Here is a 12,335-nt window from a genome sequence, read left to right on the forward strand (position 1 = left end):
GATTTAATTATTTTGTTCATTGTTAAAAAATTGATCAAGAGAACTTAAATCTAAAATATTTACACTTCTAGCTTTACTACCTTCAAAAGGGCCAACAATTCCTGCAGATTCTAATTGATCTATCAATCGACCTGCACGGTTATAACCTAGTTTTAATTTTCTTTGTAATAATGAAGCCGAACCTTGTTGCGCATTTACAATAATCTCTGCAGCTTCTCTAAATAAAGTATCTCTTTCGGAGATATCCATATCAAGATTAGTGCCACTTTCTTCCCCAACAACCTCTGGAAGTAAATAAGCTGTTGCATATGCTTTTTGCGAACCTATAAAATCAGTAATTTTTTCTACTTCTGGTGTATCAATAAATGCACATTGTACACGGACTACATCATTCCCATTTGAATACAATAAATCTCCACGTCCTATTAATTGGTCTGCTCCTTGCGTATCCAAAATAGTACGCGAATCTATTTTTGAGGTAACTCTAAAGGCAATTCTCGCAGGGAAATTTGCTTTTATCAAACCTGTAATTACGTTTACAGATGGTCTTTGAGTTGCAATTATTAAATGTATACCAATTGCACGCGCCAACTGAGCTAAACGAGCAATAGGGACTTCTACTTCTTTTCCAGCTGTCATAATTAAATCAGCAAACTCATCCACTACTAAAATAATATATGGCAAGAATCGGTGTCCAGCTTCTGGATTTAATTTTCTTCCTTTAAATTTATCATTGTATTCTTTAATATTTCGAACCATTGCATCTTTTAATAAAGAATAACGGTTGTCCATTTCAACACAAAGTGAATTCAGCGTATTTACAACTTTTGCATTATCAGTAATAATAGCATCATCAAGATCTGGAAGTTTAGCCAGGTAATGTCTTTCTATTTTATTAAATAATGTTAGCTCCACTTTTTTAGGATCTACCAAGACGAATTTTACTTCGGCTGGATGTTTCTTGTATAATAATGAAGTTAAAACAGCATTTAACCCTACCGATTTTCCTTGCCCTGTTGCCCCTGCCATCAACAAGTGAGGCATTTTTGCTAAATCAACAACAAATGTTTCATTTGAAATTGTTTTCCCCAAAGCAATTGGCAATTCCATTTCGGCTTCTTGAAATTTAGCCGACCCGATAACACTTTTCATCGAAACCATCGTTGGATTCTTATTAGGAACCTCAATACCAATTGTTCCTTTACCTGGAATTGGCGCAATAATACGAATTCCTAATGCTGACAATGACAAAGCGATATCATCTTCTAAACTTTTAATCTTAGAAATACGAATTCCTGCTTCTGGGACAATCTCATACAGTGTTACCGATGGACCTACTGTAGCTTTAATCTGCGCGATTTCGATTTTATAATTTCGAAGTGTATCTACAATTTTATTTTTATTCTCTTCTAATTCTTCCTGATTGATTGTAATTCCACCTGTAGAATATTCTTTTAATAAGTCAATCGTTGGAAACTTATAATTAGACAAATCTAAAGTAGGGTCGAACAATCCAAAATCGGCAACTAATCGTGATGCTAAATTTTCTTCGATTATATCTTCTTCTGGAGCTTGCTCTATCACAAAAGACTCTGAATGCGAAACTACTTCCTTTGAAGCGGGAGTAATATCCATTTTTATAGGCTTTAAAGCTGGATCCAAATTAATTTCGGATGAATGGGCAATAGTCGGCTTTAATGCTTCTTTGTTAATTTCAAATTGAGAATCTGGTTTTTTTAAATGAATATCATCTAACTCTTCATTTTCTTTAATTGCAAATTCCTCTAAATTATAAGCTCCTTTCTCTGTTTTTACAGATGGTACTGAATTTAAATCAGAGCGAAGTTCTCTTTTAGTATTATTGAAAAATGTCTGAATCTTATCCGGAGATATTTTGATTTTAAAAATCAAATAGATTATCAATCCAAAAAGCAAACTCAACAAAGTCCCTGTTTTCCCAATATAATCTTGTAAAAACAAGTTTAGCTCATACCCTATTGTACCTCCTAATTCTGGAGCCGATGTAGCAAAAAAACCAAATAATACCGATATAATAATTATTACAAATAGGTCCCAAAACCAAATATTCTTGAGCTTTTTCATTGAAAGTTCCAATACCAAAAACATTCCTGTTAAGAAAAGCAAACGAACGAATATAAATGAAGCTAAACCAAATCCTTGATAAATCAATAAATCTGCTAGAGAAGCTCCGAATTTTCCAAGCCAATTTTGCACAGGCTCACTTCGATCTCCAAGTGCTGATAACGCACTCTGATCTGCTTGTCCATAACTATAAAAGGAAATAAAAGCAACTAATAATGCAACTGAAAATAATACCAAAAGGGATCCCAAAACAATATTATGCTGTTTGGTCATTTTCCAAGACGTAATAGCCCCAGATTTTGATTTATTTTTATTGTCTACTGTTTCTTTTTTTGTTGTTTTTGCCATTCTTATTTTAGGTACTAATCGCTTATATATTTTTTATATATGGTATATATATGGTTAATCCGATTGCTATTGCGGTCATTGCAGCAAAAAATACTGCGCCCGCAGCAATATCTTTGATAAATCCGATTCTTTCATGATAATTGGGATGAATAAAATCGGCTACTTTTTCTACAGCCGTATTTAATCCTTCCACACTTAATACTAATCCTATTGCTAAAATTTGAAAAAGCCATTCGGTACTTGTAATACGGAAATAAAAACCTGCAATGGTCATTATAATTCCTAACGAAAATTGTACCATAACGCTATGCTCGGTACATATTAGTTTTAAAGCACCTTTGTAAGCATAAGTAACGCTTTTTAATCTTCCTTTTAAAAAAGTATTCTCTTTTTGAAACTCCATTCCTAGAATTTATAGTGCAGCAAGTGCAGCTTCGTAATTCGGTTCGTTTGCAATTTCTGCAACTTGCTCAGTATGGGTAACTTTACCGTTTTCATCAACAACAATAATTACTCTTGAGTGCAATCCTGCTAATGGTCCGTCAACAATTTCTAATCCATTTGCTTTACCAAAAGCTCCTGTTTGAAAATCTGATAAATTAACTACATTTTCTAATCCTTCAGCACCACAAAAACGTTTTTGAGCAAAAGGTAAATCTCTAGAAATACATAAAACTGTAGTATTCTCTAGATTACTTGCATTTTCGTTGAATTTTCTAACTGAAGTTGCGCAAGTTCCTGTATCGATACTTGGAAAAATATTTAAAACTAATTTTTTACCTGCAAAATTACTCAATGAAGCAACCGACAGGTCGTTCTGTACTAATTTAAAATCTACTAGTTGTGAACCAACTTTTGGTAATTCGCCTGAAGTATGAATTGGATTTCCTCCTAATGTTATTGAAGCCATGATGTTTGTTTTTTATGAGGTTCAAAAGTAATGATTAAAATTTGAATCTAAAAGAATTTGTTACGGGTTGTGGGAAGAATTAGTCGAGTTTCAAAAGAACTAATTATTAGGTGTTTTATTGCCTTAGAACACTTGTTTTTCTGACTTTCCGGCTTTTTTTATTTCGATTATAACCTTTCTTGTCTGATACTTTAATTCTGCTCAGCTTGAAAACACTGGACATAAAAAAAACGCACCCGTAGAGAATGCGTTTTTAGATAACCATAGTTTTTCTAACTATTTAAGCTAAATCAACTATTTGTCGATTGACCCCAAAACACGTTTCATAAACGTATTCAAAGCTTCTTTTTTATCAGTTCCTTGAACTACCATTTTATGTACTTCTAATGCACCGTACATATTAGAAATTAATTCACCAATTACATCTAATTCTTCATCTTTTAAAGACGGAATTTCGGTCATTGCTTCCAAAACCTCAATAGTTTCAATGATGTAATCCTGATCATTTTCTTCTATAAACTGCGTTAATTGTTTTATTACTGGTAATTTCATTTTTAGACTTCTTAGATATTTAAATATTTTAGACTTTTAGACTTTCTTGAATTTTAAAACAGCACTTATGCAATCTAAAATTATAAGCAATTCTAACAATCTATTTAAGCAATTTCGTTTACTAACTCGATTAACACTTCTTGTTTGTTGGTTTGAGTCTCATTAACCAGTTTACCATTTACAAAAGTGGCAAATGTTGGTAAATTAGTAACATTTGCTAATTTTCTTGATTCTGGTGAATTTTCTGCATCAACTAAAACAAAAGTTAATCCTTCTTTTTCTGCCGCTAATTTTTTGAATTTAGGCTTCATTATACGACAATTTCCACACCAAGAAGCCGAATATTGCACGACAACTTTCTCATTTTTAGCAACTAAATCTGCTAAAGTATCTTCATTTAATTCGATTAACATATCTTTTATTTTTTTAATGTTCTGAGGACTGAAATATTTAATATTCTAAGTTTTTAAGAACTTAATTTCCTTATTCTCAATCTCTCTTTTAAGGCAGTAGGCTTTTAAGTGACTAAGGTTTTAAGAACAAATCTTAGAACCTTAGTCTCTTTATATCTTAAAACTTTTTAAAATTAGTTTGCGCTTAAATACTCAGCTGTACTTGTTCTATCTGCGCTCATTGCTTCTTTTCCAGCTTCCCAGTTTGCAGGACAAACTTCTCCTTTTTCTTGGATATGCGTGTAAGCATCAACCATACGTAAATATTCGTTTACGTTACGACCTAATGGCATATCGTTTACACTTTCGTGGAAAATTTTTCCTGTTTCATCAATTAGGTAAGTAGCTCTAAAAGTTACATTTGAACCTTCGATAATAACTGAATCTGTTTCTTCGCTATACTCTGTAGAATCAATATCTAAAATTCCTAAAATGTTAGATAAGTTACGGTTTGTATCAGCCAAGATTGGGTAAGTTACCCCTTCGATTCCACCATTGTTTTTTGGAGTGTTTAACCAAGCAAAGTGTACTTCGTTTGTATCACATGAAGCTCCAATTACGATTGTATTTCTTTTTTCAAATTCTGGTAATGCAGCTTGAAAAGCGTGTAATTCTGTTGGGCATACAAAAGTAAAATCTTTTGGGTACCAAAACAAAAGTACTTTTTTGTTATTGTTTACTGCTTCTTCAAAAACATTGATTTTCAAATTGTCTCCCATTTCTGAGATGGCATCAATTGCAATACTTGGGAATTTTTTTCCTACTAAAGACATATCTTTTGTTTTTAAGTTAATTATTTATTTGATACAAAAATAGCACATAAACCCATTTAGAAACAATAGAATACGATTATAAATACTTATCTATTAATAAGTTTTACCTATAGAGAAGTAGTTGGTTTTTATAAATCACTGAAGATCAATACAAACAGGTAGCTTTCCAACACACGTTTTATTTTCAATAATTTGAATTGCTGCATTTTTTTGGAACTCTACAAAATCCTGATATACTTCAACAAGTCCTAAAGCTTGTTTTGCATTTGGAATAATTGGTAAAACATATGGATTACCAAAAACATAGAGTATACATTTTTTTGACTTTAATAACTTGCCTAATAGCACTAAAACCGACTCTTCGATGTCGAAATTATTAAGTGGCTTTGCTTTTGGCACAAACAAAGAAATTATTATTGTATCGAAGGGTTCTAAATCATTTTCGACTAAAGTGTTTATAGTAGCATCACCTGCTTTAATTGCAAACGCTGGACTTGGTAATTGTATATTTAGCGTTTTGAAGAAATCATTATCCTCAGTTTTATACAAACTTAATTTTGCAAGTGTATTGTTTTTATATGCCTCAAAAACTGTCTCAGAATTTGAGTTGTCAATTATTTTTGTGATACTGCTTTGTGCGATTTTATCATTTAATAACGCTGTTCTTTCAAAATCTAAAACTCCTAAACCTTTTTCTGTCTGATTAAGAATTCCTGCTTTTTCTTTGCATTTCCATATTCTGTTAAAGCTTTCTTCTATCCGTTCTGGTGATGCCTTTTCTAAAATTGCCTGAATGCCTTCTGGTACATTTTCGGCAAAACACAACACATCATTTCCTGCATTAAATGCTTCCCACTCTAATTGCCCTTTTACATCATATAATTTAGACACACTATGCATATTTAATGCATCTGAAATAACTAAACCATTATAACCTAATTGTTCACGCAACAACGTTTCGATTATTGGCTTTGATAGCGTTGCGGAGGTATCTTTCCCTGAATTTAAAGCTGGAACTGCTAAATGCCCAATCATAATCGAATCTACATTATTTTCGATTCCTTTTATAAACGGGTATAATTCGTTTTCTAATAATTCTTCTAGAGTTTCTTTTAAAACGGGTAATCCTAAATGCGAATCAATATTTGTGTTTCCGTGTCCTGGAAAATGTTTTAAACAACCCAAAACTCCAACATCTGACATTCCTCTTAAATATTCTAAAGCAAAATGTGCTACTTTTTCTTTGTTCTCCCCAAATGAACGGTAACCAATAACTGGATTATCTGGATTATTATTTACATCTGCTAATGGTGCAAGATTATAATGAATTCCAACCGATTTTAAATCTAAACCAATTTGCTTACCTACTTCATAAACCAAATGCGATTGACTCTCTGGCAAAGCTCCAAGTGTAATTGCATAAGGATACTGTGGTGTTTTTTCGACACGCATTGCCAAACCCCATTCTGCATCAATGCTTATTAAAAGTGGCGTGGTTGCGCATTTTTGAAATCGCTCAATACGTTCTTTTAACTGTTTATAACTATCATCATTGAAAACAATTTTTTTATTGCCTTCATAATTTGTTGCTGCACTGGCACGACTATGAAAAAAAGTAAGTCCACCAATGTTATAGTCACGAATTAAACGTTCTGTTTCCTGAATATTTTCTTCGGTATCATTTATAAATACTGCAGGAAAGAAAAACTGCCCTACTTTTTGTTGTACTGTTTGTGGTATTTTGTTCATTGGTTATAAAGTTTTTTTCATGCATACACTAGTATCCATAACATCATAAGGTGGATAATTTGGAATTATAGTATAGTCTTGTTTTTGATATAAAGCAATTGCTTCAGGCTGGTTTATACCTGTTTCTAGTATAGTATATTTATAATTTACTTCGACTGCCCATTTTTCTAACTCCTTTAAAACGGCAGATGCAATTCCTCTTTTGCGATAATCAGGATGCACAAACATACGCTTGATTTCGGCAGTATCATTTTCTTTTTCTCTAAAAGCTCCACAACCAATAGCTATTTCATCTTCATAAAATACGATCGCATGTTTTATTGTATCTATATGGTTAAACTGATTGTAAAAATCGTGATCATCTCCATCTCTAATTTTTAAATCCTGATTTAATAAAACAACCAAATTTATAAAGTCAACATCTTCTGAATTTGTTCTTTTTAATGTAATCATGATAACAAATACTTTAAAAAATTATTTTCACTTGAGCTTGCTCTTCTTTTGTTTGGCTAACTGGCTTTTAGTATGTAAAGCTTTTTCTAGTCGGTTTTTAAATCGAAATAACTTTGGCATACCTTCAATTCTATCTTCCTGTGTAATTACTTCGTAAATTAGAATTGCTTTTTCTAATATTCGAATTTCATTCTCGACATCATTTTGATTTTTATAAATAGTAGCCAATCTATCGTAAGAATGATTTCCTTTAAAACCTTCATTACTATTTTCTTCGTATAACGCAATTGCTTTCTCAATCTCTCCTGCTTTTTCAAGTTCAATTGCTTTCAGATTTCGCTCAACCTGTATGTTTTCATTGATTTCCATAGGCGTTATATTCTAATTAAATCTATTCTATCTTCTTACCAAAATCTTTTGGAAAAATTAAAAATCGGGAAAGAATTACTCCTGGTATTGTGGCCAAAAACACCCAAATAAAGAAATTTCCATATCCCAAGTATTCCTGAATATAACCACTTACCATTCCTGGCAGCATCATTCCCAAAGCCATAAATCCTGTTGCAATAGCATAATGTGACGTTTTTGATTCTCCCTCTGCAACATAAATTAAGTACATCATAAAGGCTGCAAATCCAAAACCATAACCAAACTGCTCTACGATTACTACAGCATATATATAATAAACTGATGAAGGGTGAAAATAGGATAGTAAAATAAATCCAATAATTGGTAAGTGCATTGTCAAAATCATCGGAAGCATCCATTTAGTAAGACCGTCTCTTGATATCGCAATTCCGCCTAATACACCTCCTAGCATCAAAGCAATCAATCCAAAAGTTCCATAAATCAAACCAATATCTTCCGTATCTAATCCCATCCCTCCTTTTAGAACAACTTTTTGAGTTCCTTTGTTTGAAACCAACTGATCTACAAATTTAATTCTAGCTTTGTTTAGATTCTTATATTCTTTTGGATCTTTATTTTCAACTTCTAGCAAAGGTTTTTTAGCATTTGCCATTTCTGCCGATATTGGCAATTTAGAATAAAGCAATTGCAGTTCTGAATCTGAAAGCTTCTCTCCGTTGGTAACTTTTGAATTATAAATTCCTAAAGCTTTTACCTGACTTTCATCTGAACCTGTTTCAACTAATTCATATTTAATCGGATCTACTAAAAACGGGGTTAGCATTTTCATTAATTGTGATTCTCCTAATCGAAATAACAAAATAAAAGCAAGGACTAAAACAATTTGTTTCTTTCTAAAGAAACTTGCAAAAACTGAAGTAAAGCTTTGGTCTGCGATCTCTTTGGTAGTGCCTGCAGTAGTATTTTCTGTTTTTGGTGTAGAAAAATAATTATAAGTTGTAATTAGAGCCATTAGCAAACCAACAAAAATCATAGTATATGACCATGCTTTGCGGTTATCACCATATTTATGCTCTAGATAACCAGCTAAAAGGACTATTAATCCATTTCCTGCAAGCATTGAAATTCTATAAAATGTACTTCTAATTCCCAAGAAAAAAGATTGTTGCTCTTTTGGTAAAACCAATAAATAAAATCCATCACTAGCGATATCATTAGAAGCCGAAGCAAATGCTGCAACCCAAAATATAGCTAACGTTAATATGAAAAAATTATTCAGCGGAATAGTCAGTCCAACTAGTAAAAAAGCAATTGAAATAACGAATTGCATCGCTAAAAACCATTTTCTTTTCGTACCATGCAAATCTATAAAAGGACTCCACAAAGGTTTGATAACCCACGGTAGATATAATAAACTAGTATAGAGACCAATATCTTCATTGGTAATTCCTAGATTTTTGTACATTAGTACTGAGACCGAGATAATTACGATATAAGGAAACCCTGATGCAAAGTTTAATAATGGAATCCAAAACCAAGGTTTATTTTCTGTTTTCATCAGTTATTTCAGCTACGTTTACTTTAAAACCTTTTTTTAAATCTATTATAGTCGGAGCACTTTCATTAGCATAATAATCAATAAAAGTGATCGCACATTCCTTATACTTCTTCATTTTTTTCTCTGAAAGAACAAAATAAATAGAATCGTCTATTTCATGAACTGTTAATTTATCAATAATCTGAGAAGGATCATTGACATCTACTTTCCCTTCCATTTCTGCTCCATAAACAACTATATAACGTAGCTTAGTATTCAACGGATATTTAACCTTAAACGAATAATTAATACTATCTTTTATAAACTCGCTAACTGTAGGCACATCAACCACAATCTTTTTAAGATTAGGAACCGCTAATGGAAGCGCTGGATATTTATATTGATTCTCCGACAAAAGACGCACCACATCTTGATTTTTATTAATTAGTAGTTTAGCACTAAAATAAGCACTTCCGGTTACGTTCTTAAAACTTCTGGCATAATCGACCTGATTTGGGATTTCGGTTGCAAGATTCCAGCTTTTATCGCTATCAGCTCTAATCTTATACGGACTGTGCCCAATATAAATTGCTGTATTATTAGAATTTTCAGACCACCATTTTACCAGTTTTGAATAATTAGCTCTCGGATTATTCATGCTCCAATACAATTGAGGTATAATGTAATCAATCCATTTTTGATCCATCCATAAAATAGGATCTGCATATAAATCATCATAATTAGACGTCGATTGTGTATCTGACCCTTTTGGATCTTTCGATTTATTACGCCAAACCCCAAAAGGACTAATTCCAAATTGTACCCATGGTTTACAGCTTTTTATTGCAATAGAAATCGTTTCAACAAAGTTACTCACATTCGCCCTGCGCCAATCGGCTAAACTAAGTCCGTTACCGTATTTTTTATAAGAGCCTGTGTCGTTAAATTGTTTTCCTGGTATAGTATAAGGATAAAAATAATCATCAAAATGAATGGCATCAATATCGTAATTCTCAACAACTTCTTCTACAATAGTAGTTAAGTGCTCCTGTACTTCGGGTAAAGCTGGATCATAATATAATTTACCTCCGTATTCAATCATCCATTCTGGATGTTTAATTACGTCATGGTTGGAGTATAAACTATCTTTTTTTAAGTCAAATGTAGCTCTATAAGGATTCATCCAAGCATGAAATTCAAATCCTCTGATATGTGCTTGTTCAATCATCCATGCCAAAACATCATAATATGGTTTTGGTTCTTGTCCTTCTTTTCCTGTCAAATAACGTGACCAAGGAGCTAATTTAGTAGGGTAAATAGCATCACCAACACTTCGTATCTGTACTATTACAGCATTAAAGTTTAATTTTTTATATGTTTCTAAAATTTCAATATAATCAGCTTTTTGCTTTTCAGCATTATCAACTTTGCTTTTTGGCCAATCAATATTAACAACAGTAGCAATCCAAACCCCTCTAAACTCGTTTTTAGGATATTGAGACTTTTCCTGAGAACTACCGTTCCACCCAAAAAAAATAAATAATAAAAAAAATAATATTATGTGCTGATTTTTATGCATTTCAATTTTAATTTATACAGAATCCAAAAATAGTTTTTTTAGTGAAGCATAAAAGATAATTTATTGATAAAATTTACAACTCACAGAAATTTAAACTTCAACACATACAAATAGCATTCCATTTAATATTAAATACCTATATATTAATTAGATACACTTATTTTATTCAAAATTAAATCTAATTTAAAAACGAAGTTCCATTATAGTAAATTCTTGTCCAGATTTAAAAAAAGTGATGCGCGTATCTCTCAATCCTAATTTTTCATAAAAAGACTTTTTGTTTACTCTGGCATTACACCAAATCCGCTTTACACCTCTATTCTTAGCTTGTTGCAGAATATAATCCATTAGTACTGTTGCGTTACCTTTCCCCTGCTCTTCAGTTAATGTTGCTAATTTTCTAAATTGCATCTCCTCATTACCTTCAAAACAAGAAACAATAGCGACAAGCTTGAACTCATTATATAATCCAAAATGAATACCTAAATAATCTTCTTTTAACTGTACAAATTCTAAAGGCATATCTGGCCACATCACCTTATGCCGAATTGCCCATGTTTCTGAAGCAGGAATTTCATTGATAATCATAATTACTTTTTGAAGGGCTAAAAATTCAAATTTAGCATTAATTATTTTATCCATCTTACACCAATATAATGTTTAACTTATAAACTCTTTTAGTGTGTTTTTTTTTTCAGAATTAACCTATATTAAAACTGGGTCTACAATTTTTTCCCCTATTTGACTCTCAAAAAAAAAATTACATTATAGTACATTTCAACTAATTACTATTGCTACTAGCAAAATCCTGAACAAAAACAAACAATATATGCCTTTCAATTTCGATATATAATAATTAATTTTAACAGCAAAATTTATCCCCCTAACAATCTACACGTATGAAAAAGTTTTTTCTAATCACGCTGTTATCCATCAGTGTAAATTCATTTTCCCAATTACTCGAACTTGGCCCTATTCTTTCTTCTAATGTAACTTCAATTTCAACAAATGACTACAATTCTGATAGTTCAGGAACATCAATTGGTTTTGGAGGGTTTGCAAGAGTAAATTTATTAATGCTTTATGGACAAGCTGAATTTGGATATGCTCAATCTAAATTTACAGTCTCTGAATCTGGAGTCGCCAATACTGATTATAAATTATCCGGAACCGAAGCTACATTAATCGTAGGTTACAAAATTATTCCTTTAGGCAAACTAGGAAATATTAGACTATTTGGTGGTTACAACTGGAAAAACTACTCCAATATTGACCGAAGCAATAACCTAAACTATATCGACATTATAAAAAACAACAATAGTATCCTTGGCGGAGTTGGTGTCGATTTATGGAAACTCACAGTAGATTTTAGATATTTAGCAGGAATTACAGATATTGATGCATCTAATTTAAAAGTAAAAACTACAGTTTCAAATATTAGCTTAGGATTTAAATTCTAAAATTAAATAATTTACTGTTTCCCGTTATCCTCAAATTATTTTCTTTTGTA

The 12,335-nt window shown here is 31.8% G+C and carries 13 protein-coding genes; 1 reads left to right on the forward strand and 12 read right to left on the reverse strand.

Annotation, left to right across the window (positions count from 1 at the left end):
* Window positions 1-3: 3 nt before the first annotated feature.
* The 12 genes from IUY40_RS04815 to IUY40_RS04870 all read right to left on the reverse strand — a co-directional run bounded on the left by IUY40_RS04815 (window position 4) and on the right by IUY40_RS04870 (window position 11,413).
* The gene (locus IUY40_RS04815) at window positions 4-2,451 is read right to left on the reverse strand and encodes a DNA translocase FtsK (RefSeq protein WP_195735734.1); all 2,448 of its coding nucleotides are present in this window, start codon (window positions 2,449-2,451) and stop codon (window positions 4-6) included.
* A gap of 22 nt (window positions 2,452-2,473) precedes the next feature.
* A complete protein-coding gene (locus IUY40_RS04820) occupies window positions 2,474-2,854 on the reverse strand; it encodes a diacylglycerol kinase family protein (RefSeq protein ID WP_195735735.1) in 381 nt (126 codons plus the stop codon).
* Between the two features lie 9 nt (window positions 2,855-2,863).
* On the reverse strand, window positions 2,864-3,361 hold the full coding sequence (gene tpx, locus IUY40_RS04825; RefSeq protein ID WP_195735736.1) for a thiol peroxidase: 498 nt from the start codon (window positions 3,359-3,361) through the stop codon (window positions 2,864-2,866).
* 294 nt (window positions 3,362-3,655) lie between these two features.
* On the reverse strand, window positions 3,656-3,913 hold the full coding sequence (locus IUY40_RS04830; protein WP_035621165.1) for a hypothetical protein: 258 nt from the start codon (window positions 3,911-3,913) through the stop codon (window positions 3,656-3,658).
* Between the two features lie 104 nt (window positions 3,914-4,017).
* Complete coding sequence (locus IUY40_RS04835) at window positions 4,018-4,326, reverse strand: thioredoxin family protein (protein WP_195735737.1); 309 nt, start codon at window positions 4,324-4,326, stop codon at window positions 4,018-4,020.
* 173 nt (window positions 4,327-4,499) lie between these two features.
* The gene (locus IUY40_RS04840; protein WP_195735738.1) at window positions 4,500-5,138 is read right to left on the reverse strand and encodes a peroxiredoxin; all 639 of its coding nucleotides are present in this window, start codon (window positions 5,136-5,138) and stop codon (window positions 4,500-4,502) included.
* Window positions 5,139-5,273: 135 nt separating this feature from the next.
* Window positions 5,274-6,887 (reverse strand): glycoside hydrolase family 3 N-terminal domain-containing protein, encoded by a 1,614-nt coding sequence (locus IUY40_RS04845; protein ID WP_195735739.1) that lies wholly within the window; start codon window positions 6,885-6,887, stop codon window positions 5,274-5,276.
* Window positions 6,888-6,890: 3 nt separating this feature from the next.
* Window positions 6,891-7,340 (reverse strand): GNAT family N-acetyltransferase, encoded by a 450-nt coding sequence (locus IUY40_RS04850; RefSeq protein WP_195735740.1) that lies wholly within the window; start codon window positions 7,338-7,340, stop codon window positions 6,891-6,893.
* A gap of 27 nt (window positions 7,341-7,367) precedes the next feature.
* Window positions 7,368-7,709: a hypothetical protein gene (locus IUY40_RS04855; protein WP_195735741.1), complete on the reverse strand. Its 342-nt coding sequence runs from the start codon at window positions 7,707-7,709 to the stop codon at window positions 7,368-7,370.
* A 22-nt stretch (window positions 7,710-7,731) separates the two neighbouring features.
* On the reverse strand, window positions 7,732-9,267 hold the full coding sequence (locus tag IUY40_RS04860; protein ID WP_195735742.1) for an MFS transporter: 1,536 nt from the start codon (window positions 9,265-9,267) through the stop codon (window positions 7,732-7,734).
* Window positions 9,251-10,825 (reverse strand): family 10 glycosylhydrolase, encoded by a 1,575-nt coding sequence (locus IUY40_RS04865; protein WP_195735743.1) that lies wholly within the window; start codon window positions 10,823-10,825, stop codon window positions 9,251-9,253. Before IUY40_RS04865 ends, IUY40_RS04860 begins: the two co-directional genes overlap by 17 nt.
* A 183-nt stretch (window positions 10,826-11,008) precedes the next feature.
* The gene (locus tag IUY40_RS04870) at window positions 11,009-11,413 is read right to left on the reverse strand and encodes a GNAT family N-acetyltransferase (protein ID WP_195735744.1); all 405 of its coding nucleotides are present in this window, start codon (window positions 11,411-11,413) and stop codon (window positions 11,009-11,011) included.
* A 311-nt stretch (window positions 11,414-11,724) separates the two neighbouring features.
* Between IUY40_RS04870 and IUY40_RS04875 the strand changes: the two genes are divergently transcribed.
* Window positions 11,725-12,285, forward strand: coding sequence for an outer membrane beta-barrel protein (locus tag IUY40_RS04875; protein ID WP_195735745.1), 561 nt, complete (start codon window positions 11,725-11,727; stop codon window positions 12,283-12,285).
* The last annotated feature ends 50 nt before the right edge of the window (window positions 12,286-12,335 follow it).

This window comes from Flavobacterium sp. ALJ2, from assembly GCF_015594725.1.
Classification (GTDB): Bacteria; Bacteroidota; Bacteroidia; order Flavobacteriales; family Flavobacteriaceae; genus Flavobacterium.

Bases quoted from the DNA above. Each gene is read 5' to 3' on its own strand.
- IUY40_RS04815 (WP_195735734.1), bottom strand. From the start codon at position 2,451: ATGGCAAAAACAACAAAAAAAGAAACAGTAGACAATAAAAATAAATCA.
- IUY40_RS04820 (WP_195735735.1), bottom strand. From the start codon at position 2,854: ATGGAGTTTCAAAAAGAGAATACTTTTTTAAAAGGAAGATTAAAAAGC.
- tpx (WP_195735736.1), bottom strand. From the start codon at position 3,361: ATGGCTTCAATAACATTAGGAGGAAATCCAATTCATACTTCAGGCGAA.
- IUY40_RS04830 (WP_035621165.1), bottom strand. From the start codon at position 3,913: ATGAAATTACCAGTAATAAAACAATTAACGCAGTTTATAGAAGAAAAT.
- IUY40_RS04835 (WP_195735737.1), bottom strand. From the start codon at position 4,326: ATGTTAATCGAATTAAATGAAGATACTTTAGCAGATTTAGTTGCTAAA.
- IUY40_RS04840 (WP_195735738.1), bottom strand. From the start codon at position 5,138: ATGTCTTTAGTAGGAAAAAAATTCCCAAGTATTGCAATTGATGCCATC.
- IUY40_RS04845 (WP_195735739.1), bottom strand. From the start codon at position 6,887: ATGAACAAAATACCACAAACAGTACAACAAAAAGTAGGGCAGTTTTTC.
- IUY40_RS04850 (WP_195735740.1), bottom strand. From the start codon at position 7,340: ATGATTACATTAAAAAGAACAAATTCAGAAGATGTTGACTTTATAAAT.
- IUY40_RS04855 (WP_195735741.1), bottom strand. From the start codon at position 7,709: ATGGAAATCAATGAAAACATACAGGTTGAGCGAAATCTGAAAGCAATT.
- IUY40_RS04860 (WP_195735742.1), bottom strand. From the start codon at position 9,267: ATGAAAACAGAAAATAAACCTTGGTTTTGGATTCCATTATTAAACTTT.
- IUY40_RS04865 (WP_195735743.1), bottom strand. From the start codon at position 10,825: ATGCATAAAAATCAGCACATAATATTATTTTTTTTATTATTTATTTTT.
- IUY40_RS04870 (WP_195735744.1), bottom strand. From the start codon at position 11,413: ATGATTATCAATGAAATTCCTGCTTCAGAAACATGGGCAATTCGGCAT.
- IUY40_RS04875 (WP_195735745.1), top strand. From the start codon at position 11,725: ATGAAAAAGTTTTTTCTAATCACGCTGTTATCCATCAGTGTAAATTCA.